Source organism: Streptosporangium vulgare (assembly GCF_042428775.1).
In the GTDB taxonomy this organism is placed as follows: domain Bacteria; phylum Actinomycetota; class Actinomycetes; order Streptosporangiales; family Streptosporangiaceae; genus Streptosporangium; species Streptosporangium vulgare.
The window spans coordinates 156,173-180,094 of record NZ_JBHMBS010000007.1 but is presented as its reverse complement, the minus strand read 5'-3'; the positions used below and the strand labels follow the sequence as shown (position 1 = coordinate 180,094).

General features: G+C 71.1%; 24 protein-coding genes. 7 read left to right on the top strand and 17 right to left on the bottom strand.

Annotation, left to right across the window (positions count from 1 at the left end; translation table 11 throughout):
* Window positions 1–39: 39 nt before the first annotated feature.
* Both nirB and ACFFRH_RS17145 read right to left on the bottom strand, forming a co-directional pair.
* On the bottom strand, window positions 40–2,487 hold the full coding sequence (nirB, locus tag ACFFRH_RS17150; RefSeq protein ID WP_386157622.1) for a nitrite reductase large subunit NirB: 2,448 nt from the start codon (window positions 2,485–2,487) through the stop codon (window positions 40–42).
* A gap of 231 nt (window positions 2,488–2,718) precedes the next feature.
* Entirely contained in the window at window positions 2,719–4,041 is a 1,323-nt protein-coding gene (locus ACFFRH_RS17145) for an MFS transporter (protein ID WP_386157620.1), read from the bottom strand.
* A gap of 238 nt (window positions 4,042–4,279) precedes the next feature.
* Here ACFFRH_RS17145 and def point away from each other — a divergent pair, with 238 nt between their 5' ends.
* Together def and ACFFRH_RS17135 are read left to right on the top strand one after the other, a co-directional pair.
* Window positions 4,280–4,756 carry a peptide deformylase gene (gene def, locus ACFFRH_RS17140; RefSeq protein WP_386157618.1) on the top strand — a complete coding sequence of 159 codons (477 nt, stop codon included), beginning with the start codon at window positions 4,280–4,282 and terminating at the stop codon, window positions 4,754–4,756.
* A gap of 214 nt (window positions 4,757–4,970) precedes the next feature.
* Window positions 4,971–5,174: a cold-shock protein gene (locus ACFFRH_RS17135; RefSeq protein ID WP_344903117.1), complete on the top strand. Its 204-nt coding sequence runs from the start codon at window positions 4,971–4,973 to the stop codon at window positions 5,172–5,174.
* Window positions 5,175–5,382: 208 nt separating this feature from the next.
* Here the strand turns inward: ACFFRH_RS17135 and mshC are convergent, their stop codons facing one another.
* The 5 genes from mshC to ACFFRH_RS17110 all read right to left on the bottom strand — a co-directional run bounded on the left by mshC (window position 5,383) and on the right by ACFFRH_RS17110 (window position 9,616).
* Window positions 5,383–6,606, bottom strand: a complete 1,224-nt coding sequence (gene mshC / locus ACFFRH_RS17130; RefSeq protein WP_386157614.1) for a cysteine--1-D-myo-inosityl 2-amino-2-deoxy-alpha-D-glucopyranoside ligase — start codon at window positions 6,604–6,606, stop codon at window positions 5,383–5,385.
* Window positions 6,607–6,697: 91 nt separating this feature from the next.
* Window positions 6,698–7,426 (bottom strand): NRDE family protein, encoded by a 729-nt coding sequence (locus tag ACFFRH_RS17125; protein WP_386157611.1) that lies wholly within the window; start codon window positions 7,424–7,426, stop codon window positions 6,698–6,700.
* A gap of 145 nt (window positions 7,427–7,571) precedes the next feature.
* Window positions 7,572–8,333 (bottom strand): Rv2133c family protein, encoded by a 762-nt coding sequence (locus ACFFRH_RS17120; protein WP_386157608.1) that lies wholly within the window; start codon window positions 8,331–8,333, stop codon window positions 7,572–7,574.
* The gene (locus ACFFRH_RS17115; RefSeq protein WP_386157605.1) at window positions 8,330–8,905 is read right to left on the bottom strand and encodes an Rv2134c family protein; all 576 of its coding nucleotides are present in this window, start codon (window positions 8,903–8,905) and stop codon (window positions 8,330–8,332) included. The genes ACFFRH_RS17120 and ACFFRH_RS17115 overlap by 4 nt, the downstream gene beginning before the upstream one ends.
* Before the next feature lie 9 nt (window positions 8,906–8,914).
* Window positions 8,915–9,616: a histidine phosphatase family protein gene (locus ACFFRH_RS17110; RefSeq protein WP_386157602.1), complete on the bottom strand. Its 702-nt coding sequence runs from the start codon at window positions 9,614–9,616 to the stop codon at window positions 8,915–8,917.
* Between the two features lie 65 nt (window positions 9,617–9,681).
* Between ACFFRH_RS17110 and ACFFRH_RS17105 the strand changes: the two genes are divergently transcribed.
* Both ACFFRH_RS17105 and ACFFRH_RS17100 read left to right on the top strand, forming a co-directional pair.
* Window positions 9,682–10,626, top strand: coding sequence for an aldo/keto reductase (locus ACFFRH_RS17105; RefSeq protein WP_386157599.1), 945 nt, complete (start codon window positions 9,682–9,684; stop codon window positions 10,624–10,626).
* Window positions 10,627–10,901: 275 nt separating this feature from the next.
* The gene (locus ACFFRH_RS17100) at window positions 10,902–11,903 is read left to right on the top strand and encodes a hypothetical protein (protein ID WP_386157596.1); all 1,002 of its coding nucleotides are present in this window, start codon (window positions 10,902–10,904) and stop codon (window positions 11,901–11,903) included.
* Between the two features lie 123 nt (window positions 11,904–12,026).
* Here the strand turns inward: ACFFRH_RS17100 and fabI are convergent, their stop codons facing one another.
* Window positions 12,027–12,791 (bottom strand): enoyl-ACP reductase FabI, encoded by a 765-nt coding sequence (gene fabI, locus ACFFRH_RS17095; protein WP_386157593.1) that lies wholly within the window; start codon window positions 12,789–12,791, stop codon window positions 12,027–12,029.
* Between the two features lies 1 nt (window position 12,792).
* Window positions 12,793–13,497 carry a beta-ketoacyl-ACP reductase gene (locus ACFFRH_RS17090; protein ID WP_386157591.1) on the bottom strand — a complete coding sequence of 235 codons (705 nt, stop codon included), beginning with the start codon at window positions 13,495–13,497 and terminating at the stop codon, window positions 12,793–12,795.
* Window positions 13,498–13,573: 76 nt separating this feature from the next.
* On the opposite strand from ACFFRH_RS17090, the gene ACFFRH_RS17085 reads away from it, so the two are divergent.
* Both ACFFRH_RS17085 and ACFFRH_RS17080 read left to right on the top strand, forming a co-directional pair.
* Complete coding sequence (locus ACFFRH_RS17085; protein WP_386157589.1) at window positions 13,574–15,073, top strand: TldD/PmbA family protein; 1,500 nt, start codon at window positions 13,574–13,576, stop codon at window positions 15,071–15,073.
* 68 nt (window positions 15,074–15,141) lie between these two features.
* On the top strand, window positions 15,142–16,509 hold the full coding sequence (locus ACFFRH_RS17080) for a metallopeptidase TldD-related protein (RefSeq protein WP_386157586.1): 1,368 nt from the start codon (window positions 15,142–15,144) through the stop codon (window positions 16,507–16,509).
* A gap of 287 nt (window positions 16,510–16,796) precedes the next feature.
* On the opposite strand, the gene ACFFRH_RS17075 is transcribed toward ACFFRH_RS17080, so the two are convergent.
* Both ACFFRH_RS17075 and ACFFRH_RS17070 read right to left on the bottom strand, forming a co-directional pair.
* Complete coding sequence (locus tag ACFFRH_RS17075; protein WP_386157583.1) at window positions 16,797–17,933, bottom strand: carcinine hydrolase/isopenicillin-N N-acyltransferase family protein; 1,137 nt, start codon at window positions 17,931–17,933, stop codon at window positions 16,797–16,799.
* 20 nt (window positions 17,934–17,953) lie between these two features.
* The gene (locus ACFFRH_RS17070) at window positions 17,954–18,166 is read right to left on the bottom strand and encodes a dodecin (RefSeq protein ID WP_362836493.1); all 213 of its coding nucleotides are present in this window, start codon (window positions 18,164–18,166) and stop codon (window positions 17,954–17,956) included.
* A 75-nt stretch (window positions 18,167–18,241) separates the two neighbouring features.
* On the opposite strand from ACFFRH_RS17070, the gene ACFFRH_RS17065 reads away from it, so the two are divergent.
* A complete protein-coding gene (locus tag ACFFRH_RS17065; protein WP_386157580.1) occupies window positions 18,242–18,553 on the top strand; it encodes a DUF3099 domain-containing protein in 312 nt (103 codons plus the stop codon).
* A 195-nt stretch (window positions 18,554–18,748) separates the two neighbouring features.
* On the opposite strand, the gene ACFFRH_RS17060 is transcribed toward ACFFRH_RS17065, so the two are convergent.
* The 6 genes from ACFFRH_RS17060 to ACFFRH_RS17035 form a co-directional block, all read right to left on the bottom strand.
* Window positions 18,749–19,006: a DUF6457 domain-containing protein gene (locus ACFFRH_RS17060; RefSeq protein WP_386157577.1), complete on the bottom strand. Its 258-nt coding sequence runs from the start codon at window positions 19,004–19,006 to the stop codon at window positions 18,749–18,751.
* Window positions 19,003–19,725: a molybdenum cofactor guanylyltransferase gene (gene mobA, locus ACFFRH_RS17055; protein ID WP_386157574.1), complete on the bottom strand. Its 723-nt coding sequence runs from the start codon at window positions 19,723–19,725 to the stop codon at window positions 19,003–19,005. Before mobA ends, ACFFRH_RS17060 begins: the two co-directional genes overlap by 4 nt.
* Before the next feature lie 30 nt (window positions 19,726–19,755).
* Window positions 19,756–20,745 carry a GTP 3',8-cyclase MoaA gene (gene moaA, locus ACFFRH_RS17050; RefSeq protein WP_386157571.1) on the bottom strand — a complete coding sequence of 330 codons (990 nt, stop codon included), beginning with the start codon at window positions 20,743–20,745 and terminating at the stop codon, window positions 19,756–19,758.
* 184 nt (window positions 20,746–20,929) lie between these two features.
* Window positions 20,930–22,117, bottom strand: a complete 1,188-nt coding sequence (locus ACFFRH_RS17045) for an RtcB family protein (RefSeq protein WP_386157569.1) — start codon at window positions 22,115–22,117, stop codon at window positions 20,930–20,932.
* Window positions 22,118–22,256: 139 nt separating this feature from the next.
* On the bottom strand, window positions 22,257–22,988 hold the full coding sequence (locus tag ACFFRH_RS17040; RefSeq protein WP_386157566.1) for a hypothetical protein: 732 nt from the start codon (window positions 22,986–22,988) through the stop codon (window positions 22,257–22,259).
* Window positions 22,989–23,119: 131 nt separating this feature from the next.
* Window positions 23,120–23,869, bottom strand: a complete 750-nt coding sequence (locus ACFFRH_RS17035; protein ID WP_386157563.1) for an aspartate/glutamate racemase family protein — start codon at window positions 23,867–23,869, stop codon at window positions 23,120–23,122.
* Window positions 23,870–23,922: the final 53 nt, after the last annotated feature.

The following is a 23,922-nucleotide window of genomic DNA, read 5'->3' as shown; positions in this document are numbered from 1 at the left end:
CCTCCTCTCCTGGGGTCCTCGGGGTACGGGCGGTCCGGATCAGGAACGGACCACCTCGAGCGGGATCAGGACCGGTTTCACCTGGTCGCGCTCGGGCTCGAAGGCGATCGACGGGTCAGGGGTCCCGGGGGCGTTGACGAAGGAGACGAACCGCCGCAGCTTCTCCGGGTCCTCGATCGTGGCCCGCCACTCGTCGGCGTAACCGGCCACGTGCCGCTCCATCTGGGCCTCCAGGTCGGCGCAGATCCCCAGGGAGTCGTCCAGGACGACCTCCCGGACGTAGGCGAGGCCCTGGGCCTCCAGCCAGGCGGAGGTGCGCTGCAGGCGGTCGGCGGTGCGGACGTAGAACATCAGGAAGCGGTCGATGACGCGGACCAGCTCCTCGGTGCTCAGGTCGGAGGCGAACAGGTCGGCGTGGCGCGGGGTGAAGCCGCCGTTGCCGCCGACGTAGAGGTTCCAGCCCTTCTCGGTGGCGATGACGCCGAAGTCCTTGCCGCGGGCCTCGGCGCACTCGCGGGCGCAGCCGGAGACGGCCGACTTCAGCTTGTGCGGCGAGCGCAGGCCCCGGTAGCGCAGCTCCAGCGCGATGGCCAGGCCGACGGCGTCCTGCACCCCGTACCGGCACCAGGTCGAGCCCACGCAGGACTTCACCGTGCGCAGCGCCTTGCCGTACGCGTGCCCGGACTCGAAGCCCGCGTCCACCAGGCGCTTCCAGATCAGCGGGAGCTGCTCGACCCGGGCTCCGAACAGGTCGATCCGCTGCCCGCCGGTGATCTTGGTGTAGAGGCCGAAGTCGCGGGCCACCTCGCCGATCACGATGAGGCTGTCCGGGGTGATCTCCCCGCCGGGGATGCGCGGCACCACCGAGTAGGTGCCGTTGCGCTGGATGTTGGCCAGGAAGTGGTCGTTGGTGTCCTGCAGGGCGGCCTGCTCGCCGTCGAGGATGTGGCCGTTGCCGAGCGAGGCGAGGATCGAGGCGACGACGGGCTTGCACACGTCGCAGCCGCGCCCGGTGCCGTGCTCGGCGATGAGGTGCGAGAACGTCGTGATGCCGCGTACCCGGACGATGTCGAACAGCTCCGCCCTGCTGTGGGCGAAGTGCTCGCACAGGGCCTTGGAGACCTCGACACCGGAGGAGACGAGGACCTGCTTGAGCGTCGGGACGCAGCTGCCGCAGGTGGTGCCCGCGCGGGTGCACGCCTTGATGCCGGGGACGTCGGTGAGGCCGTGCTCGGCGATGGCCGCGCACACCTGGCCCTTGGTGACGTTGTTGCAGGAGCAGATCTGCGCGTCGTCGGGGAGCTCGGTGTTCGCCGGCCCGCCGGTGAACAGCAGCTCGCTCGGCGAGCCCGGCAGGTCGCGGCCGACGAAGGGTTTGAGGGTGTTGTACGGGGTGGCGTCGCCGACGCAGATCCCGCCGAGCAGGGTGCGGGCGTCGTCGCTGACGAACAGCTTCTGGTAGACGCCGCCCACCGGGTCCATGAAGGTCACGTCCAGCGCGCCCTCCATCGCGCCGAACTGGGCGACCTCCACGCCGAGGAGCTTGAGCTTGGTCGACAGGTCGGCGCGGGTGAAGACCGCCTCGCCACCGAGGACGCGGTCGGCGGCGACCTCGGCCATCGTGAAGCACGGCCCCACCAGCCCGTAGACCATGCCCTCGTGCAGGGCGCACTCGCCGATCGCGTAGATCGCCGGGTCGCTGGTGCGCATCCCGTCGTCCACGGCGATCCCACCGCGCCCGCCGACCTCCAGGCCGGCCTGCCTGGCCAGCTCGTCGCGGGGCCGCACGCCCGCGGAGAAGACCACGATCTGCGCCTCGACGGTCTCGCCGTCCGGCTTGACCAGGCCCGCCACCCGCCCGTCCGGGCCCGCGACGATCTCCTTGGCGCCCGCCTCGGTGTGCACGCTCAGGCCGAGCGCCTCCACGTGGCCGCGCAGGACGGCGCCGCCGCCCTCGTCGACCTGCCGGGGCATGAGCCAGCCGCCCATCTCCACGACGTGCGTCGCCAGGCCCAGTCCGCGCAGCGCGTCGGCGGCCTCCAGCCCCAGCAGCCCGCCGCCGATCACGACGCCGCTCGTGGCGTGCGAGGCGGCCTCCCTGATCGCGTCGAGGTCGTCGATCGTGCGGTAGACGAAGCAGCCGTCCAGCTCCCTGCCCGGCACCGGCGGCACGAACGGGCTGGAGCCGGTGGCCAGCACCAGCACGTCGTACGGCTCGCGGTGGCCGTCGGCGGTGACGACCTCGCGCGCCGGCCTGTCGATGTCCACGACCCTGGACGACAGCCGCAGCACGACCCCCTCCGGCGTCGGGTAGGTGAGGTCCTCGACACTCCTGCCCGTCAGGTAGGAGGTGAGCGCCACCCGGTCGTACGCCGGCCGGGGCTCCTCCCCCAGCACCGTGATGCTGCCCGCGAAGCCCTTGGCGACGAGGGCCTCGACCAGGCGGTGCGACGTCGGTCCGTGTCCTACCACGACGAGCCGTGACATAGGGGGTGTTTCCCTTCTCGTCCGATCCGCCCCAGCCTTCACAGGCGTCTGGGGGGGAAGTGAGACCGGCATGGATCCGATGGTGCTTTCAGGCGGTTTCACCGCGAGGTCTCCCCTGTTACCGATGTGCTACAAGCCGCTAACCGCGTTCACATTCGCGATGAGGCGGATGTGAGTTGTCCGTCGGCGCGGCCGGTGCCGGATGTGAGCGACGGGCCCCGTGCGCCGGGGTCACACGCGGGCCGCCGCCAGGCTCGGCACGGATCCCGCGGTACGCAGATAGCAGGCCCAGGTGATGGCCGCGCACACGATGTAGAAGGCGGCGAAGAAGGCGAGCGCGGCGCCCGCTCCCCCGGTCGCGGCGATGGAGCTGCCGAATCCACGGTTGATGAAGAACCCGCCGAAGGCGCCGATCGCGGAGATGATCCCGATCGCGGCGGAGGCGTCCCGCTTCCCGACGGCCACTGCGGCCTCGTGGGCCTCCGTACCGGGGGCGATGCCCGCCACGGCCTTCGCCCGGAAGATCGCCGGGATCATCCGGTAGGTGGAGCCGTTGCCGATGCCGGTGGTGGCGACCAGGAGCATGTAGGCGCAGAAGAACAGCGTGAAGGCGTGCTGGGACAGACCCTGCCAGACCAGCGCCGCCGCGCCCGCCATCGCGGCGAAGTTGACGAGCGTCACCCTCGCCCCGCCGAGCCGGTCCGACAGCCAGCCCCCGACCGGGCGGATCAGCGAGCCGAGCAGCGGGCCGATGAAGGCGAGCCCCACCAGGGAGGCCTGCTCGGGGAACTGGCTCTTGATGAGCAGCGGGAACGCGGTGGAGTAGCCGATGAAGGAGCCGAAGGTGCCGATGTAGAGGACCGACATGATCCAGGTCTGGGCCCGGCCGGCGACCTTCAGCTGGTCGGCGGGATTGGCCTTGGCGGAGGTCAGGTTGTCCATGAAGAAGTAGGCGCCGATCGCGGCGGCCAGGATGAACGGGATCCAGAACAGCCCGGCGGCGGCGAGGCCGAACGCCCCGATCACCAGGGGCATGACGAGCTGCACGGAGCTCACCCCGATGTTGCCGCCCGCCGCGTTGAGCCCGAGCGCCGACCCCTGCCTGTGCTGGGGGTAGAAGTAGGTGATGTTGGCCATGCTGGAGGCGAAGTTGCCGCCGCCCAGGCCCGCCGTGGCCGCGATGACCAGGAACACCCAGTAGGGGGTGGCCGGGTTGCCGACCGCGACGGCGAGCAGCACCGCGGGCACGAGCAGGAGCAGTGCGCTGACCACGGTGAAGTTCCGGCCGCCGAACCTGGCCGGGGCGAAGGTGTACGGGATGCGCAGCGCCGAGCCGATCAGGTTGGGCAGCGCGACGATCCAGAAGAGCTGGTCGGTGGAGAACTCGTAGGAGCCGAGCTGCACGGTCACGATGCTCCACACGGTCCACAGCGTGAACCCGAGGTGCTCGGCGAAGATGGAGAAGATCAGGTTCCTGCGGGCCACCTTCTTGCCCTGCCCCTGCCAGAAGTCGGGGTCGTCGGGCCGCCAGTCGCTGATCCAGGGCTTGGCCATCTTTTCCTCCTGCGGTTTCGGGGGCGTCGATCCCGAAATCTAGGAGGACGGCATTACGCACATTTACTATCTGTGATGGTGCGCCGGTTACGTGTAACTAACCATGGAAATACGCAATGCACACGTCGCACAGCGGCAACATTCCGGAAACCTGAAGGGGGACGGGGTAACGGTTGAGTCAGCGCGACAAAGGGAATCGTCTCCGGTGCCAATTCGTTCGCCTCGGGGAGTAGTGCGCGTGGCCGTCCAGCCGATCCGACCGTTCACCGATCCCGTGCTCCGCACGGTGTCCGAGCCCGTGACCACCTTCGACCGCGCGCTGCGCGTCCTGGTCAAGTCGCTCCAGGCCACGATGCGGGCCGGCGCGGGCCGCGCGGGACTGGCCGCCCCGCAGATCGGCGTCCCCCTGAGGGTCGTCGTCTACGAGCTGGACGGCAGGTCCGGCCACCTGGTCAACCCGCGCCTGGAGCTGTCCGAGCGGAGGATCGTGGCCGACGAGGCCTGCCTGTCCGCGCCGGACCGCTGGTGGCCGCTGGAACGCTCCTACATGGTCACCGCGCGTGGTCGCGACATGTTCGGCAAGCCCGTCACCGTCCGCGCCCTGGGCATGCTCGCCCGCGTCCTGCAGCACGAGGCCGACCACCTCGACGGCACCCTCTTCGTCGACCACCTCCCCGAGGAGGAACGCGAGCGGTTCTTCGCATCCAACTTGTGACTTGCGCATCACGAGGACATCGGATAAGGTTGTCTGGTTGCAGTCGTAGTTCTCGCTTAGCCTTATCATCTCAAGTGCTTATGAGAAGTCCGCCGACAGCGGACGTTACACAGTTTCTCCGGATGGTTTCCGCGGGTGCATGGTAGGGTCCGCAACGCAGCCCCGTGCCGCCGACCTGGTGGTTCGGTGAGGCTCCCAATGAGGAGAAGTAGTTTTGTCTGAGGGCACCGTTAAGTGGTTCAACGCCGAAAAGGGCTTCGGATTCATCGCACCGGATGACGGCACCGCCGATGTCTTCGTGCACTACTCGGCTATCAACTCCGGCGGCTACCGCAGCCTGGAGGAGAACCAGCGTGTCAGCTTCGTCACCACGCAGGGCCAGAAGGGCCCGCAGGCCGACCAGGTTCAGGTCATCTGATCTGGTTTGACCTCAAAGGCTTCAGGCAGAGCCCGCACCGCGCAAGCGGTGCGGGCTCCGTCGTTTTCACGTCGTTTTCACGGCCCCGCGCCGGCGGCGCCCCGGAACGGGACGCCGCCGCGCTCCAGGGGCCGCACCGCCCGGAGCCCGGAGGCCCCAGAGCGCGACCCCGGGCATCCAGAGGCCGCACCGCCGGGGCCCGGAGACCCTAGAGCGCGACCCCGAGCAGCGCGTCCACGGTCGCCCTGACGAGGCCCGGCGCGTCCGGGTCGTTGCCCCCCTCGGACAGGGCCCGCTCGGCCCAGTCGTCGACGACCGCGAGGGCTCCGGGGGCGTCCAGGTCGTCGGCCATCCGGGCTCGCACCCGCTCCAGCACGACACCGGCGCCGGGGCCGGTCTGCAGCCCCGCCGCCGAGCGCCAGCGCGCCAGCCGCACCTCCGCCGAGCCCAGCTGCTCGGAGGTCCACTCCCAGTCGGAACGGTAGTGGTGCGCCAGCAGGGCCAGCCGGATGGCCATCGGGTCGGTCTCCCGGCGCAGCCGGGAGACGAAGATCAGGTTGCCCTTCGACTTGGACATCTTCTCGCCGTCCAGGGCGACCATGCCCGCGTGCACGTACGCCTTCGCGAAGGGCCACTCCCCGCACGCCACGTGGCCCTCGTGGGCGCCGCACTCGTGGTGGGGGAAGATCAGGTCGGAACCCCCGCCCGCGACGTCGAAACCGCTGGACAGGTTCGCCAGGGCGATCGCGGTGCACTCGATGTGCCAGCCGGGCCTGCCCAGGCCGAACGGCGAGGGCCAGGACGGCTCCCCCGGGCGCTCGGCGCGCCAGAGCAGCCAGTCGAGCGGGTGCTTCTTGCCCGGCCGGTCGGGATCTCCCCCGCGCTCGCCGAACAGGGCGAGCATGCGCTCCTCGGAGTAGCCGGAGACGGCCCCGAACTTGGGGGCCGCGGCCACGTCGAAGTAGACGTCGCCGTCGAGCTCGTAGGTGGCGCCCTTGTCGCGCAGCGACACGATCAGGTCGGCGACCTGGTCGATCACCTCGGTCACCGCGACGTAGTCACGCGGCGGGAGGATGCGCAGCGCCTCCATGTCGGTCCGGAACAGCTCGATCTCACGCTCGGCCAGGTCGCGCCAGTCGACACCGGTCCGCTCGGCACGTTCCAGCAGGGGGTCGTCGACGTCCGTGGCGTTCTGGGTGAAGTGCACCTCGTGGCCGGCGTCGCGCCAGGCCCGGTTGACCAGGTCGAAGGCGAGGTAGGTGTTGGCGTGGCCCAGATGGGTGGCGTCGTAGGGCGTGATGCCGCAGACGTACATCCGCGCCGTGCGGCCCGGCTTGGTGGGGCCGACCTCTCGCGCGGCGGTGTCGAACAGCCGCAGCGGGACACCGGCACCGGGAAGCCGAGGAACCTTCGGCTCAGACCACGATTTCATAAAATGAAGCCTATCCAGCGGTCAGACCACCCCGGTTGGCCCGGGGCGGTGGATGTACGGGCACTCACCTCAACTCCGGGAGCCGACCGGATCATTCCGTGCGGATCTCGCGGAAGGCGCCCGGATCGCGAGGGGCGGCGGTGAAGTCGTAGCGGACGCCATCGGGCGCCAGGGCGAGCAGGGTGACGGACCCGGAGCCGAAGGTCCGCCCGTCGGGCAGTTCGTGATGGACGATCATCGTACGGGGGTCCTCGGCGGGGACGCCCGCCCCGGTGGCGAGTTCCCGCCACTCCTCCCAGGGGCCGTCGAGTTCCGTGGGACGGCCCGCCTTGGCGAACAGGGGGCGGAAGAACGCCACCCGCTCGTTCTCCGCGCCGCGCTCCCAGCCGCTGTTGACGATCATGTGGGTTCCCGGGGGAAGGTCGTCCCGCTCCAGGGTGATCCCGTCCCAGTGCCACAGGCGGGCCCCGGCGGGATCGGCCCGCAGCAGGTGGAAGGGGTCGTAGTGCCCGAGATCGCTCTCCGCGGGCTCGCCCCCGGCCGCCGCCAGGAGCGGCAGGTCGCCCCGCGAGCGACGGCCCTCCTCGGGGGCGAGCACGCCGAGCCCGTTCAGGAGGGCACCGACCCGCCTGGCCCCGGGGTCGACGGCGAGCCAGGTGCCGCCCGCCCGAAGGTCACGCCCGCCGATCAGGCCGGGCCCGCTCTCCGGCCAGTGCGCGGCCGGTGGGACCCAGGGGCGGTCGGTGAACTCGTCGCGCACCCCGACCACGATCAGGGGGATCTCGGCGCTCGGATCGATGCTGACGACAACCGTGCACATGCCCGGAGGCTACGCCCCCGCCGGAGACGGGCGCGTACCGGGGCCCTCCGCCGGGAGGAGGACCGAGGTCACCGGAGCCGCGGCGGGGTGACCCCGCCTCCTCGCGGGACGCCCGGCGCCCGGGGCGGGAGAGCGCCGCGTGGCCTCAGATCGGCGGCCAGGGGATGGCGGGCCAGTCCTTGGAGGGAAGGGGGTGCAGGCCGGTGTCGAGCAGCCTGCGGACCCGCGACCAGGTGGCCTCGACCTCGTGGAGGGTGAGGAGCTCGCGGAGGCGGCGGCCGAGGCGGCCCTGCTCCAGGTCGGACTCCAGGCGGGTGAGGACGTTCATGGCCTCGCGGGACAGGGGCTTGCCTCGCCACTGCCACAGCACGGTGCGGAGCTTGTCCTCGGCCGAGAAGGAGACCCCGTGGTCGACGCCGTAGACGTGGCCGTCGGCGAGCGGCAGCAGGTGGCCGCCCTTGCGGTCGGCGTTGTTGACGATGGCGTCGAAGACGGCCATCCGCCGCAGCGAGGGCTGGCGGCTGCGGATCAGCACCATCAGGTCGATCTCGGGGTCGGTGTCGATCCAGAGCTGGCACATTCCCGGGCCGAAGGGACCGTCGCGGTAGACGGTGGGCGGCACGATCCGCCAGCCGATCGCCGCGGAGACCTCGTAGGCGGCGACCTCGCGGGCCGCCAGGGTGCCGTCGGGGAAGTCCCAGAGGGGGCGTTCGCCCCGTACCGGCTTGTACACGCAGGCCGCCGCGAGCCCGCCGAGCCGGACCGAACAGTAGAGCGTCATGTTGGTCGCCTCGACCAGGCGGCCCGCCACGTCCAGTTGGCCGTCACGGAGCAGACGCGTCGCGGTCTCGTCGTCCAGCCCCGTGGCCGGCGCCGCGCTCAGCGCCGGCTCGCTCTCAGCACTCATTCGCCTCCTCCAGCAGATGAAGCGCTACTACCCCGGTAACCGTTGAGCCGCACACAAATATGCCCCTCGGCATCGAGAGGCTGGGCGCAGAGCGGGCAGGGCGGGCGGCCGGCGGCGACGAGCGCCATGGCCCGCTTGGTGAAGGCCCTCGCGGCGCCGGGACTGATGTGCACGCGCAGCACCGTGGGCTCGACGAGCGGGGACGGCTCGAACTCCTCGTCCTCGGGGACGGCCTCCTTGGCCTCGATGACCACCTGCGCGGCCTCGGGGTCCCAGGCCAGGGCCATCACGCCGACGCGGAAGTCCTCGCTGATCGGCATGTCGAGGGGGGCGTTGTCCGCCAGCGCGGCCGGGGCGACGGCGGGCACGGGGACGGTGCCCTCACCGCGTCGCAACACCTCGTCGAGCAGCTCGTCGAGGCGGTCGGCCAGCGCCGCGACCTGGAACTTCTCCAGGGCCACGGTGGTCAGCCTGCCCTGGCCCCGCGCCTGCAGGAAGAAGGTTCGTGATCCCGGTTGCCCCACGGCACCGGCCACGAATCTCTCGGGTGGATCGTAGTCGAAGACCGGCATAGCCCGACCTTACGTGGTTCCGGATCCGCCGCCGACTGCGGCATCGCTCCCGGTGGGATTTTCTCCCCCGTCCTCGCCCGCCGAACCCTCCTTCGGGCGCAATCCGGCCACATCTCCGCCGAGATCGTTGAGCCTGAGCACGAAGGGGCGCAAGGGGGTGTAGCGAATGGCGGTGAGCGACGCCGGGTCGGCCGTTATCCGCTGAAACTGGTCCAGATGCAGTCCCATGGCGTCGGCCACGATGGCCTTGATCACATCTCCGTGGCTGCACACGAGATAGACCGCCTTGGGGCCGAGGCGCTCGTTCCACTCCCTGACGGCCGTCACGGCGCGGTGCTGTACGGCGGACAGGGACTCTCCCCCGGGGAACGTCACCGCGCTCGGGTGGGCCTGCACGACCGGCCAGAGGGGGTCCTTGACGAGCTCGGCGATCGGGCGGCCCGTCCAGTCGCCGTAGCGGCACTCGCCGAAGCGCTCGTCGGTCAGCACCTCCGCCCCCGGCCGCCCGCCGGCGACCGCCCGCGCGGTCTCCTGGCAGCGTTCCAGCGGGCTGGAGACGATCGCGTCGAGCTCCAGGGTGGTCAGCCGCGCGGCGAGCGCCTCCGCCTGGGCCCGTCCCGCGTCGTTGAGGTGCACCTCCGGGGTCCAGCCCGCGAGGACCGGACCGGTGAGGTGGGTAAGGCCGTGTCTGGCCAGCAACAAGGTCGTCACGCGGGCAAGTCTTGCAGCCTTCGCTCCACTACTTTTAAGTGGCCGGGCGGTAACCTGGCCGGATCATGGAGCAGCGCTATGTGGGCCGGAGCGGCTTGTCGGTGTCCCGTCTGGGACTGGGGACGATGACGTGGGGACGTGACACCGGCGCCGAGGAGGCCGCGGCGCAGCTCCGCACGTTCGCCGAGGCCGGCGGCACGCTCATCGACACCGCCGACGTCTACACCGGCGGCGACGCCGAACGGCTGCTCGGGCGGCTGCTGCGCGACTCGGTGCCGCGTTCGGAGCTGGTGCTGTCCACCAAGGCCGTGCTCACCCCCGCCGGGCGCAGGCCCCGCGACGCCTCCAGGAAACACCTGGTCGCCGCGATCGACGCCTCCCTGACCCGCCTGGGCGTCAACGAGGTCGACCTGTGGCAGTTACACGCCTTCGACCCCGACGTCCCGCTGGAGGAGACCCTGGCCGCGGTGGACGCCATCGTGTCCTCGGGACGGGCCGCGTACGCCGGGGTGTGCGACTACGCGGGCTGGCAGCTGGCGACCGCCGCGGTGGGGCAGCGGGCGGTCCCGGGCAGGGTGCCGATCGTCGCGGCCCAGGTCGAGTACTCGCTGCTGGCCAGGGAGGCAGAGCGCGAGCTGATCCCCGCCGCCGAGCACGTCGGCGCGGGGGTGCTCGCCTGGTCGCCGCTCGGGCGTGGCGTCCTCACCGGGAAGTACCGGACGGGCATCCCCGCCGACTCCCGGGCCGCGACCCCGCACTTCGCCGACTTCGTCACCCCCTACCTCGACGAGCGGTGCCGCCGGGTCGTGGAGTCGGTGACGACCGCCGCCGAGGGGCTCGGCGTCTCACCGCTGTCGGTGGCCCTGTCGTGGGTACGCGACCAGCCCGGGGTGGCCTCCGCCATCGTCGGCGCCCGCACCCACGCGCAGCTGTCCGGGGTGCTCCAGGCCGAGGACCTGGAGCTGCCCGTCGAGATCAGGGAGGCGCTCGACGACGTGTCCGCGGACTGAGGCGTGAAACCGGGAAAGCACCGGCGCGCACGGCCCGCCGGGAAAGCGGGCGATCTCCCGGCGGGACCGGACAAGACTTCTGTAACAAACCTCCTGGCAGAACCGAACAAAAACCGAACGAGAATTCGTCTCGCGTATCACTAGTCGATACCGAATGACGACTTTCCGTGGAAAAAGCGGGCCTCCCTACAAAACTGGCAAAGCAGGTGGCAGGGGGACACCTGGATGCCGCCGCGGTTTCATGGCCGGCATCCGGCCCGGGGTGAAGGAGACGAGTGCGAACTGCGATGGCGGCAGGCGTTCTGGCGCTGGCGCTGGGGGGCGCGATTCCGGCGGTCGCGATCGTGCCCGTGAGCGCCGCCCGGGCGAGTTCCGCCACGCGGCTGGACGACTGCGATCACGGAGGGCTGCTGGGCACCGTGACGGGCCGGGTCTGCCAGGCCGTGGACGGTGTCGTGCACGGCCTCGCGGAGGGCATCTCCTCGCTCTCCCCCTCGAAGGCGCCCTCCGGCACGGACGCCCCCGGCGACGGCGCCAGGAGCAGGACCGGAGACGACGCCGGAAACCGCGCCGAGACGCCCGCCGGCGCCGAGGAGGCGCCCGCCGGGACGGAGAGCCCGGCACCGGCCCCCTCGGCCACCAAGACCCCCTCGGGGAAGAGACCGTCCACCGGGAAGGACGAGGAGAGGTCCTCCGGCGACACGGACGCGCCCCAGGCTCAGGACCCCGCCGACGCCTGCCGGTCCGTGGCCTCCTCCGCCAAGTGCGCGGACTCGTCGGCGGCCCCTCTCACCGAGGAGTCGCAGGAGCCCGGGGTCTCGGAGACGCCCTGGCCCAAGACGTCGCCGAGTCCCAGCCCGTCGGCGACCCCCTCGCCGAGCCCCTCACGAGACCAGGGCGCCGCTCCCGTCAGGAAGAGCCCCGTCCCGGTGCCGACCGACCGGCCGCCGCTTCCCGAGGTGCCGGTCCCGGACACCCGGACGCTCACGACCGAGGTGGGCGAGCCGCCGGCCCCCAAGCCGTCGCCCGTGGTCGACGCCGAGGCGCCCCGGGTGGAGTTGCTGTGGCCCGCCCCGTTGATGCAGGAGCTCCAGCGGCAGATGCCGGACGAGCAGCCGGTGACCCCCAGCCGGTCGTCCGACACGGCGAGCACCGTGCTCACCACGGCGGTGCTCGTCTCGGCGATCCTCGCGGTCCGCCTGCTGTACAGCAGGCGGAAGGTGCGGGAGTCGATACCTTTCGAGCCGGCTCCGCCGGGACACCACCGGGTGGCCTGACCTCACCGCCCCGGCCCCGCCCGTGGTCCTCGGCTCGGCTCGGCCGCTCATCGGCCGCCCCGGCCTCACCGCCTCCGTACGGCACCACCCCGGCCGGTCACCGCCCGCCGGGGTGGGAACGGCTCAGGCTCCGATGGCGTGGACTCCGCCGTCGACGTGGACGATCTCACCGGTCGTGGCGGGGAACCAGTCGGACAGCAGGGCGACGCACGCCTTGGCCGCCGGGATCGGGTCGTTGATGTCCCAGCCGATCGGGGCCTTGGCGGGCCAGCTCTCCTCGAACTCGACGAAGCCGGGGATGCTCCTGGCGGCCATGGTCCTGATCGGGCCGGCGGCGACGAGGTTGACCCGGATGCCCTGCTTGCCGAGGTCGCGGGCCAGATAGCGGGAGCAGGACTCCAGACCGGCCTTGGCCACGCCCATCCAGTCGTACACCGGCCAGGCCTTCGTGGCGTCGAAGTCGAGGCCGACGATCGCGCCGCCCTCCTTCATGAGCGGGAGCGCGGCCACCGCGAGCGACTTGAAGGAGTACGTGGAGACCTGGACGGCGGTCGCCACGTCCTCCCAGGAGGTGTTCAGGAAGTTGCCGCCCAGGGCGGTCTGCGGCGCGAAGCCGATGGCGTGCACCACCCCGTCCAGGCCGCCGAGGTGCTCGCCGACCCGGTCGGCGAGGGAGTCGAGGTGTTCGGTGCTGGTGACGTCGAGTTCCAGTACGGGGGGCGGCTCCGGCAGGCGCTTGGCGATGCGCTCGACCAGGCTGAGCCGGCCGAACCCGGTGAGCACGATCTGCGCGCCCTCCTCCTGGGCCAGCTTGGCCACCGAGAAGGCGATGGAGGCGTCGGTGAGCACCCCGGTCACGAGGATCCGCTTGCCTTCGAGAATTCCCACGTCAGTGCCCCATTCCCAGGCCGCCGTCGACGGGGATGACGGCCCCCGTGATGTAGGCGGCGTCCTCGCCGGCCAGGAACCTGACCACGCGTGCGATCTCCTCCGGGGCGGCGTAGCGGCCCAGCGGGATGTTCTTTTTGATCTGTTCCTGGTAGGTCTCGTCCAGCTCGGCCGTCATGTCGGTCTCCACGAAGCCGGGGGCGACCACGTTGACGGTGATGTTGCGCGAGCCCAGCTCCCTGGCGGCCGACCGGGCGAAGCCGATCATCCCGGCCTTGGAGGCGGCGTAGTTGCTCTGCCCCGCCGAACCGAGCATGGCGACCACCGAGGAGATCAGCACGATGCGCCCGCGCTTGAGCCGAAGCATGCCGCGGGTGGCGCGCTTGGCGACCCGGTAGGCGCCGGTCAGGTTGGCGTCGATGACGTCGGTGAAGGTCTCCTCCTTCATCATCGGCAGCAGCGTGTCCCTGGTGATGCCCGCGTTGGCGACGAGCACCTCGACCGGGCCGTACTCGGCCTCGACCTTCGCGAAGGCGGCGTCCACGTCGGCCGTGCTGGTGACGTCGCAGCGCACGCCGAACAGGCCCTCGGGAGGCTGGCCGGAACGGTAGGTGACGGCGACGTCGTCACCTGCCTGAGCGAGTTCGCGGGCGATCGCGAGGCCGATGCCGCGATTGCCGCCGGTTACGAGAACAGATCGAGCCATGGTCAGACGGTATCGGCTACCGGCGGGTAACCGCCTTGTCCGGGAGGGACAAGATCACAGGGCTAGGATCGTTGACATGCGCCAGATCGACTCCGACTTCCTCGCCCTGCCTCTGCGCCGGCTGGCGGACGCGGCCCTGCAGCGCGCCCGTGACCTGGGCGTCGAGCACGCCGACTTCCGGCTGGAGCGCGTCCGCGGGGAGACCCTGCGTCTCTCGGACGCCGCGCTGGAAGGTGCCATCGACGCCGACACCCTCGGTTACGCCGTACGGGTCGTCAAGAACGGCACCTGGGGCTTCGCGGCGGGCATCGAGCTCACCCCCGAGGCGGCCGTCAGGGTCGCCGAGCAGGCGGTGGAGGTGGCGGTCGTCTCCGCGGCGGTCAACCGCGAGCCCGTCGAGCTGGCCCCCGAGCCGGTGCACTCCGACGTCACCTGGATCTCCTCCTACGAGGTCGACCCGTTCGAGGTGCCGATGCGCGACAAGGCGGCGCTGCTCGCCGACTGGTCGGGCGACCTGCTGAGGAATCCCGGGGTGGACCACGTCCAGGCGTCGCTGATGCAGGTGAAGGAGCAGAAGTTCTACGCCGACACGGCCGGGACCGTCACCACGCAGCAGCGGGTGCGCGTCCAGCCCCGGCTGAACGCGACGAGGGTGCTGGAGGGCCGCTTCGACTCGATGCGGACGCTCGCCCCGCCCGCCGGCCGGGGGTACGAATACCTCACCGGCACCGGCTGGGACTTCCCCAAGGAGCTGGCGCGCATCCCCGAGCTGCTGGAGGAGAAGCTCCGGGCCCCCTCCGTCGAGGCGGGGGTGTACGACCTGGTGGTCGACCCGTCGAACCTGTGGCTGACGATCCACGAGTCGATCGGGCACGCCACCGAGCTCGACCGGGCCCTCGGCTACGAGGCGGCGTACGCCGGGACGAGCTTCGCCACCTTCGACCAGCTCGGCAAGCTGGTGTACGGCTCGCCGGCGATGAACGTGACCGGTGACCGCACCGTCGAGCACGGCCTGGCCACGATCGGCTACGACGACGAGGGGGTGGCGACCAGGGAGTTCGACATCGTCTCCGACGGCGTCCTGGTCGGCTACCAGCTCGACCGGCGGATGGCGCTGCTGAAGGGCCTGGGCGCCTCCAACGGCTGCGCCTTCGCCGACTCCCCCGGCCACACCCCGATCCAGCGGATGGCCAACGTGTCGCTGCGCCCGGCGCCCGGCGGCCCCACCACCGAGGAGCTGATCTCCGGCGTCGACCGGGGCATCTACGTGGTGGGCGACAAGAGCTGGTCCATCGACATGCAGAGGTACAACTTCCAGTTCACCGGTGAGCGGTTCTACCTGATCGAGAACGGCAGGCTCACCGGGCAGCTGCGCGACGTCGCCTACCAGGCCACGACGACCGACTTCTGGCGCTCGATGGCGGCGGTCGGCGGGCCGCAGACGTACGTGCTGGGCGGGGCGTTCAACTGCGGCAAGGGACAGCCGGGCCAGGTCGCGCCGGTGAGCCACGGCTGCCCGTCGGCGCTCTTCCGCGGCGTTCGCATCCTCAACACCGTCCAGGAGAGTGGCAGTTGAGCGCGCACGGTGACGGTGAGCGGACGGAAGAAGGCGTCGGCCGGACGGTCCGGCGGGAAGGGAACGGGATGACCCCCCAGGAGATGATCGAGAAGGTCCTCGAACTCTCCACGGCCGACGACAACGTCGTGATCGTGGACGAGACGTCGAGCGCCAACCTGCGTTTCGCGGGCAACACCCTCACCACCAACGGCGTGTCCCGTTCCGCGCAGCTGACCGTGATCTCCATCGTGGGCCGTGGCGTGGGCGTGGTGTCGCGGGCCGCGGTCCGCCCCGACCAGCTCGACGACGTCGTGGCCGCCGCCGACCACGCCGCCGAGGACGCGCGGCCGTCGGAGGACGCCCGGCCGCTGCTGGAGGGCACCCGCTCCGGCGACTGGGACGCCCCCGCGGAGACGACCTCGATCGGGGTGTTCGGCGCCTTCGCCCCCGCCCTGGGCGAGACCTTCGCCACGGCCGAGGCGGGCGGGCGCAGGCTGTACGGCTTCGCCGAGCACACCGTCACGACGACCTTCGTGGGCACCTCGACCGGCACCCGGCTGCGGCACACCCAGCCCACCGGCCGCCTGGAGCTCAACGCCAAGTCCCCCGACATGCGGCGCTCGGCGTGGACCGGCGTGTCCACCCGCGACTTCTCCGACGTCGACGTGGCGGCCCTGGACGCCTCGCTGGCCCAGCGCCTGGAGTGGGCGAGAAACCGCGTCGAGCTGCCCGCGGGCCGGTACGAGACGCTGCTGCCGCCGACGGCCGTGGCCGACCTGATGACGTACCTGTACTGGACGGCCGGGGCGCGCGACGCCCTGGAGGGGCGCACGGTCTTCTCCAGGCCCGGCGGCGGCACCCGCGTCGGCGACGTCCTCTCCGAGCTGCCGATCCGCCTGTACGGCGACCCCTCGGCACCGGGTATCGAGTGCCCGCCGTTCGTGGTGGCGCACGCCTCCGGCCGGGAGAACTCGGTGTTCGACAACGGGCTGCCGCTCGCGCCCACCGACTGGATCTCCGGCGGCAGGCTGGCCAACCTGTTGCAGACCCGGCACTCGGCCGAGCTGACCGGCCTGCCGGTGACCCCGGCCGTCGACAACCTGATCATGCGGGGGCCCGAGGGCGGGCGGTCGCTGGAGGAGATGATCGCCTCCACCGAGCGCGGCCTGCTGCTCACCTGCCTGTGGTACATCCGCGAGGTCGACCCGCAGACGCTGCTGCTCACCGGGCTGACCCGCGACGGCGTCTACCTGGTGGAGAACGGCGAGGTCGTGGGCGAGGTGAACAACTTCCGCTTCAACGAGAGCCCGGTGGACCTGCTCCGGCGCCTCACCGAGATCGGCGCCTCCGAGCAGACCCTGCCGCGCGAGTGGAGCGACTACTTCAACCGCGCGATCATGCCCCCGATCCGGGTGCCCGACTTCAACATGTCGACGGTGAGCCAGGCCAGCTAGGTGCTCGCCCGCTGAGAGCCGTCCGGGCGCGTCCCGCCCGAGGGAGGCGGCACGGCCCGCGGTCGCGGGGCGTGCGCGATGAAGGGGCGGGACGCTCCCAGCCGTCCGGCGCCGGGCGAGCGGGAGGGAGCGCACCGGGCCCGTCTCCTGCGCCCGGCCGGACGCTCTGCGCCGGACGGGCGCGACGGAACGCGCCGCGCCCGTCTCCTCCGCCCGGCCGGACACCCGGCGCTGCGGACACCCGGCGCAGAGTGTCCGGCGCTGTGAAAGACCGGCGCTGCGGACGCTCAGCGCTGGACGAGCGGGATGGTGTGCACCGTGTCCCAGCGCTGGCCCGCCACCACGCGGGCGGTGGCGTCGGTGAGGTCGTAGACGACCGACCAGCGGGTGTGCGTCTGGGCCACCCGCCGGAGCAGGCCCATCGCGTCGCGCCAGTCCCGGGTGGCGGGCAGCCCCTCGGCGAGCGTGCGGTAGCGGTGGTCGGCCCGGCGCTGGGCGGCGGAGGTGCCCGTCATGCCGAAGTTGGTGAGCATGCGGTCGTCGATGACGTTGAGCCTGCCCCGGGCGTACTCCACGACGGCCGACCCGCCCGCCGCGTCGGCGATGAGGTAGTGGACCTGCGGCCCGATCGTGAAGTCGACGTCGTGGCGGCGCATGATCGCCAGCGCCTCGTCCACGGTCGCCGCCTTGTCGAGCATCATCCTGATGACGCGCACGCTGCCGATGTCGGGGCGGTCGGGAGATCGGGCGGGCAGCCCGCCCTCGGGGGAGGTGGCCATGCCGACCGCCAGGCCCTTCTCGTTGACCCCGTCGAAGGGGGCGAGCACCGCGTGGGCCATCCTGCGGCGGTCGGAGGCGGCGGACAGGTCCGGCGGGGTGGAGCCGCCGATCAGGTGGAACAGGTCGACGACGGAGACCGAGGCGTAGCCGTCGGGCGGGTCGGCGTGCACGATCAGCGCCGGGTTGGGGTCCCAGTCGAAGTTGCGGCCGAACAGCGGCCGGTCGCCGCCGAGGGCGAACAGGGAGCAGGCCCAGCCGTCGGCGCGTCCCGCCAGTTCCTCCTCCCCCAGGGGCGCCTCGCGGTCGTACGACCCGTGGTAGGTCATCTCGTACAGCGGCAGGTCGTCGATCCTGCGGAGACTGCCTATCGTCCGCGCGACGTCGGCGGCGCTCTGGCGCAGCAGGGGTTCCTCCCCCGTTCCGGCGCGCGGCCCGGCACCGGTGGTGGTGGCCGCGGGCGTGGTTCGCGAGACGGCCCCGGTGGCGGGCACCGGGGCGGGCCCGGCGGGTACGCCACCCGCCGGGGTGGCGCAGCCGGCCGGGAGGATCATCACGGTGGCCAGCGCGGCCCGCGCCACCGCCGTGCCCCGCGGCCCTCCCGTCCTCGCGACCCGGGTCTTCTCCATCCCCGTAGTCTGCGTCACCGGACATCCGCCGTACAGGCTCAGTCGTCCTCCAGACGGAACCCGATCTTCATGCCGACCTGGAAGTGGCCGATCTCCCCCTCCTCGATGTGCCCTCTGATCTCGGTCACCTCGAACCAGTCGAGGTGGCGCAGGGTCCGGGAGGCTCGGCGGACCCCGTTGCGGACGGCGGCCTCGATGCTCTCCCCCGAAGTGCCGACTATCTCGGTCACCCGATACGTTCGATCTGTCATCCCCTGCTTCTTCCCGGAAAGCCACGATTACATGACCGTTCGCACCCAGCCGATATGAGGCTTAGATTGGGAATCGTGAGGGGATGGCGCAGGCGCCCGGTGGTTCATCAGGTGACGGACGCCCGGCCCTCGCTCAGCGCCGACATCGGCAAGCGTGAGAAGAGCTACTTCATCAAGATGGGGATCCGGCTGATCTGCCTGGTCCTCGCCTTCACGGTGCCCGCTCCGATGCCCGTGCGGCTGCTACTCTTCGCCGGAGCGATCTTTTTACCATACGTTGCCGTGATCGGGGCCAACGCCCCGCCGCGCGTGGTTCCGCATGCCCCTGACGTGGAAGATTCCGGACAAAGCGAGATTCCACGCCACCGACGCGAGATCGGGTCGTGACTAAGTCTTGACGCACCCCAAGGGTAGTAGGTGTACGCTTTAGCCAAGTGCCCTGGTCCCCCGTCGGGGCACTGTTGCCGGCGTTCCGGGCCCCCGTCGGAACGCCGATGAAGCGACGCCGGGTGGTTTGCCCCCGTAACCACCCGGCGTCGCCCTTTTCTCAGACTTTCACATTAAAACGCCTTGTTTTTGGCACTATTTGTCGCCCAGCGTCTCGGTCGTCGCCTGCTCCCAGTTGCGCGCCAGCGTGGTCAGCCTCTCCACGACGTCCGGCGGCGCCGTGCCCGCCCCCTGGGCCAGGCCGAGCAGGTAGGCCGTGAGCGGCGCGGCCGGCCTCGCCACCCCGTGCGCGACCTCCTTGGTCAGGTCCAGCACCTCGTCGCGGTCCACCAGCGCGGGATCGACACCCAGCTCCCGGCAGACCAGCGCGGTCCACTCCGCCAGCACGTTCATCTCTCGCTCCTTGTCCGCGGCCGCGCCCGTCCCGAGCCGTCGCCGCTCTCGCGGCCCACGCCGGGACCTGCGCCTCCGCCGTCGGAGCCCGGCTCCACCGTCCGGGCCCGCTGTAGATCGTCCATGGTGTCGCAATCGAACCACGGCTGCCCGGTGAGATGAAGCGTGACCGGGGCGAGCGGGGCGAGCAGCCCGTGCAGCGACCGCCCCTCGTAGCGGGCGAGCGCCCGCGCCAGGCTCTCCGCGCGCCACACCCCGGCGAGCCACTGCTCGCGCCCGCCGTCGTCGAGGAGCACCGCCCCCGCCCGGGGCCCGCCCGCCTCTCCGGCCCCGCCCGGCGGTGTCCCCGTTCCCGCGTACGGCGCCGTGTCCCGCCCCTCCCCCGCCCCGGCGGCGTCCAGCAGCGCGTCCACGTGCCCGGCGGTCAGGAACGGGAGATCGGCGGCGAGCAGCGCCACCCACGGCGCGGTCACCTCGGCCAGGCCCGCCCGCAGCGCCGGGACGGGACCGCCTCCCGGCGGGTCCTCACGCCGGAAGATCGCGTGCGGCAGCCCGGGGCGGGGCGGCCCGACGACGATCAACCGCGCCGCGCCGGGCACGGCGGCGGCCACCGACTCGACCAGCGGGCGGCCGGAGACGCGCAGGCCGGGCTTGTCGCGCCCGCCGAGCCTTCGCGCGAGACCGCCCGCCAGGATGCAGGCGTCGTGGCGGACGGTCATCGGACACCTCCGGCTCTGTGGGCGGGGACCTCAGCCCCCGATGGCGGACATCGGGCGGGACGGCTGCAGGAAGGCCGGGTCGTCGATGCCGTGACCGGCCTTCTTGATCCGGACCGCGGACCGCCAGCGCTCGGCGATCTCCTCGTCGCCGGCGCCCGCGCGCATCGCGGCCCTCAGGTCGGACTCGTCGGTGGCGAACAGGCAGTTGCGGATCTGGCCGTCGGCGGTGAGCCGTACCCGGTCGCACGCGCCGCAGAACGGCCGGGTGACCGAGCCGATGACCCCGACCCTGGCCGGGCCGCCCTCGACGAGGAACAGCTCGGCCGGGGCGCTGCCGCGCTCCGCCGCGTCGGCGTCGGCCAGGTCGAAGTCGGCCTGGAGCATGGCGAGGATCTCGTCAGCCGTGATCATGTTCTCCCGGCGCCAGCCGTGCTGGGCGTCCAGCGGCATCTGCTCGATGAACCGGAGCTCGTAGCCCCGCTCCAGGCAGTAGCGGAGCAGCGGAACGGCCTCGTGGTCGTTGATCCCGCGCATCAGCACCGTGTTGACCTTGACCGGCCGCAGCCCGGCGGCGTCGGCCGCCTCCAGCCCTTCGAGGACGTCGGTGAGGCGGTCGCGGTGGGCGAGCCTCTTGAAGGTCTCGCGGTCGAGGGTGTCGAGGGAGACGTTCACCCGGTGCAGGCCGGCGGCGGCGAGGGAGGCGGCCATCCGGCTCAGCCCGATCCCGTTGGTGGTCAGCGAGACCTGCGGGACGGGGTCGAGCGCGGTGGTGCGGGTCACGATGTCGACCAGCTCGCGGCGGAGCAGGGGCTCGCCGCCGGTGTAGCGGACCTCGGTGATGCCGAGCCGCTCCACCCCGATGGTGACCAGCCTGACGATCTCGTCGGCGGTCAGCAGCTCGGGTTTCGGCAGCCATTCGAGCCCTTCGGGCGGCATGCAGTAGGAGCAGCGAAGGTTGCAGCGATCGGTGAGGGACACCCGCAGGTCAGTCGCCACGCGGCCGAACGAGTCCTGCAGCACGGGACGCCACCTCCCAGTTGGTCCTGTTGGAACAGGGGGCCAGCCTACGGCCAGCCCCCCGCCCGGCCCTAGGCAGGCCTCACTGTTCCAACATCACCACGAGATGGTTGATTCCTGACCTGCCGCCCCGTACGTCCCGGCCCGGCCGGCCCGCCTCCGCCGCCGGTCCTTGAGGAGAACCGGGTCAGCCCTTGATGCAGACCAGTTGCCGCAGGTGGGCGACGACCTCGACCAGGTCGGCCTGGGCCGCCATGACCGACCGGATGTCCTTGTAGGCGCCGGGAATCTCGTCGATCACCCCGGTGTCCTTGCGGCACTCGACACCGGCGGTCTGCGCCTTGAAGTCGGCCAGGGTGAAGGTCTTCTTCGCCTTGCTCCGGCTCATCCGGCGGCCCGCGCCGTGCGAGGCCGAGTTGAACGCGGCCGTGTTCCCCAGGCCCTTCACGATGTAGGTGCCGGTCGCCATCGACCCGGGGATGATGCCGAACTCGCCGGCCCCCGCGCGGATCGCGCCCTTGCGGGTGACGAGCACGTCCACCCCGTCGTAGCTCTCCTCCGCCACGTAGTTGTGGTGGCAGGAGATCGGCCGCTCGAAGGTGATGCCCGCCAGATGGCGCCGGAGCACGTCGCAGACCATGGCCATCATGACCGCGCGGTTGCGCCGCGCGTAGTCCTGCGCCCAGAACAGGTCACGCCGGTAGGCGTCCATCTGCGGGGTGTCCCCGACGAACACCGCGAGGTTCCGGTCGGGCAGATCCTGGTTGTGCGGCAGGTGCTGGGCCTGGCCGATGTGGTGCTCGGCCAGCTCCTTGCCGATGTTGCGCGACCCGGAGTGCAGCACCACCCAGACCGTGCCCTCGTCGTCGGCGCACACCTCCAGGAAGTGGTTTCCCCCGCCCAGGGTTCCCATCTGCGCCTCGGCGCGCTCCCGCCTCGCGTGCACCGCCGGGGCCAGCGTGTCGAAGTCCTTCCAGAACCCCGCCCAGTCGGCGGTCTTGAACCCGTACAGCCTGGTCGGGTCGACCGGCCGCTTGTGGTGCCCGAACCCGACGGGGATCGCCTGCTCCAGCTTCGAACGCAGGTACGCCAGGTTGTCGGGAAGGCTCTCCACCTTGAAGGAGGTCCGCACCGCGGTCATCCCGCACCCGATGTCGACCCCGACCGCCGCCGGCGAGACCGCGTCGCGCATCGCGATGACCGACCCCACGGTCGCGCCCATCCCGTGATGCACGTCCGGCATCACCGCGACTCCCTGCACCCACGGCAGATTCGCCACATTGCGCAGCTGCTGCATCACGTTCGGCTCGACCTCGTCGGGGTCGGCCCACATGCGGATCGGCGCACGCCCGCCCATCACCTCGTTGTACGACATCCCCACATCGCCTCCTCCCGGTCGCATCCCGAACATGATCAATAAAGCCAGAGAGGTCGATCCCCTCGCAACTCAATAATCGTCGAACGCGCCCGGGAGGAGGCCCGCCACCCCGCGAAGCGGGACGCGGCCGGGAGGATCAGAGTCCGAGCTTGGGCAGTTCGTCGCTGGTGAAGGTGAGCTTCACGACGGGGGAGGTCTCATCGCTCATGAAGGCGTAGAAGTCGAGGTCCCAGAAGGGGTTGGGAGACTCACCCGGAACGGCGTCCTTGACCCCCTGGACGCCCGGTGTTCCGCTCTTGTGGCGGGCGTACCACTGGTCGACGAAGAAGCAGTCGGCACCGTAGGTCTTGATGTCGCCCACATCGCCCTCGGCGCGTCCCACGACGACGTAGGCGTGTCCGGCGCCTCCGGTGGTGTCGCGGAAGTTGATCAGTTCCACCTTGACGCCCGAGCCGAGCAGCTTGGGCTGGTCCGCGAGCATCCCGATGACGCAGCAGGCGAAAAGCGTGCAGTTGGCGCTGGCGAGCCCGCGATAGTTGGCCCGGCCGGTCGCGACGTACCTGCTCTTGATCTTCTCCCGCGCCTCGGCGAACGTGGACTCGGTCACCGGCCCGCCGAGCCCCGCCTCCCTGCCGATCGCCGGCAGGCGCACGGGCTTGAGGTCGGAGAACCGCTGACCGTCGGGAATGATTTCTGGAACGTTCCCACCGCCGGCCGCGACCTCCAGCCTCTTGATGACGACGTCGTCGTCCAGCAGTTGCGGCCAGGGGTTCCACAGCTTGGCCGTGGTCATCTTCGTCTTGCCGATCGCCGTCTGCACGGCCGCCATCCGCGCCTGCTTGGGGGTCGTGTGCGTGGATTGACTCATGGTGATCTCCCAGTTACTTTTCGGAGGAATCACGACACTTCCATCACATTTGCCCAGCGGCAATGAGATGACCACTTGTGGCCAGGACAACGGTGTCGGCGAAAACTCCGGTGGACTCCATCCGCTCGCGGTCACGTGTTCCCGGCAGTGCCCAAGGTGCCGAAGGTGCCGAAGGGGCGGCGGGTGAGGCTCCGGTGGACCATCTGGGTGAGCGTCACGATGTCGAAGACCGGCATGCCGAGCCGCGCCTGGATCTCGTGCGCGTAGGGCACCACGTCGGTGCACTCGATGACGAGTGCTCCCATGTCCGGGTTCTCCTTCGCGAGCCGTTCGGTCTGGCCCAGCACCTCGCGGCCCAGACGGTCGACGTCGAGTTGGGCGCGCCGCCCTTCGAGCATCACCTCGCGGAACTCCGGCTGGTCCTCCAGGCCCGCGACGCAGACCGGGACGTGCTCGGCACCGACCGCCTCCAGGTGGCGCCGGGTGAGAGAGGGCTTCTTGGCGACCAGCAGCCCGACCTTCCGGTCCGAACGGATCATGCGGTGGACCATGGGCAGCTGGATCAGGCTTGAGGCGTGGAGCGGCACGTTGACCGCGTCGGCCAGTTGCCTCTGGAAGATGGCGAGGAAGCCGCAGGCACCGGTGATGGCCGCCGCGCCCCGCGCTTCGAGTTCCCGCGCGGCCTGAATGAACGGGTCGAGCAGGCTGGGGTCGGCCTGGGTCACCACGCGTTCCGCCGTCGCGCCGTCCACGACCCGGTAGATGACGGGAAAGTCGAAGGTGGCCCGGTTGCGAATGTGCCCCGGGATCTTGGTGAAGTCGGTGTCGCAGCAGAGGACGCCGATCGTGACGTCGCGCGTCGTGTCCGCCTCGGTTGCCATGGGGGTTCTCTCCCGTCGGAGGGGTTCTGTCACGTCATGAGTACGGGTGCGGG

Coding starts and splice junctions, on each gene's coding strand:
- nirB (WP_386157622.1), bottom strand. CDS start 2,487: ATGTCACGGCTCGTCGTGGTAGGACACGGACCGACGTCGCACCGCCTG.
- ACFFRH_RS17145 (WP_386157620.1), bottom strand. CDS start 4,041: ATGGCCAAGCCCTGGATCAGCGACTGGCGGCCCGACGACCCCGACTTC.
- mshC (WP_386157614.1), bottom strand. CDS start 6,606: ATGAAATCGTGGTCTGAGCCGAAGGTTCCTCGGCTTCCCGGTGCCGGT.
- ACFFRH_RS17125 (WP_386157611.1), bottom strand. CDS start 7,426: ATGTGCACGGTTGTCGTCAGCATCGATCCGAGCGCCGAGATCCCCCTG.
- ACFFRH_RS17120 (WP_386157608.1), bottom strand. CDS start 8,333: ATGAGTGCTGAGAGCGAGCCGGCGCTGAGCGCGGCGCCGGCCACGGGG.
- ACFFRH_RS17115 (WP_386157605.1), bottom strand. CDS start 8,905: ATGCCGGTCTTCGACTACGATCCACCCGAGAGATTCGTGGCCGGTGCC.
- ACFFRH_RS17105 (WP_386157599.1), top strand. CDS start 9,682: ATGGAGCAGCGCTATGTGGGCCGGAGCGGCTTGTCGGTGTCCCGTCTG.
- ACFFRH_RS17090 (WP_386157591.1), bottom strand. CDS start 13,497: ATGGCTCGATCTGTTCTCGTAACCGGCGGCAATCGCGGCATCGGCCTC.
- ACFFRH_RS17085 (WP_386157589.1), top strand. CDS start 13,574: ATGCGCCAGATCGACTCCGACTTCCTCGCCCTGCCTCTGCGCCGGCTG.
- ACFFRH_RS17080 (WP_386157586.1), top strand. CDS start 15,142: ATGACCCCCCAGGAGATGATCGAGAAGGTCCTCGAACTCTCCACGGCC.
- ACFFRH_RS17070 (WP_362836493.1), bottom strand. CDS start 18,166: ATGACAGATCGAACGTATCGGGTGACCGAGATAGTCGGCACTTCGGGG.
- ACFFRH_RS17060 (WP_386157577.1), bottom strand. CDS start 19,006: ATGAACGTGCTGGCGGAGTGGACCGCGCTGGTCTGCCGGGAGCTGGGT.
- mobA (WP_386157574.1), bottom strand. CDS start 19,725: ATGACCGTCCGCCACGACGCCTGCATCCTGGCGGGCGGTCTCGCGCGA.
- ACFFRH_RS17045 (WP_386157569.1), bottom strand. CDS start 22,117: ATGTCGTACAACGAGGTGATGGGCGGGCGTGCGCCGATCCGCATGTGG.
- ACFFRH_RS17040 (WP_386157566.1), bottom strand. CDS start 22,988: ATGAGTCAATCCACGCACACGACCCCCAAGCAGGCGCGGATGGCGGCC.
- ACFFRH_RS17035 (WP_386157563.1), bottom strand. CDS start 23,869: ATGGCAACCGAGGCGGACACGACGCGCGACGTCACGATCGGCGTCCTC.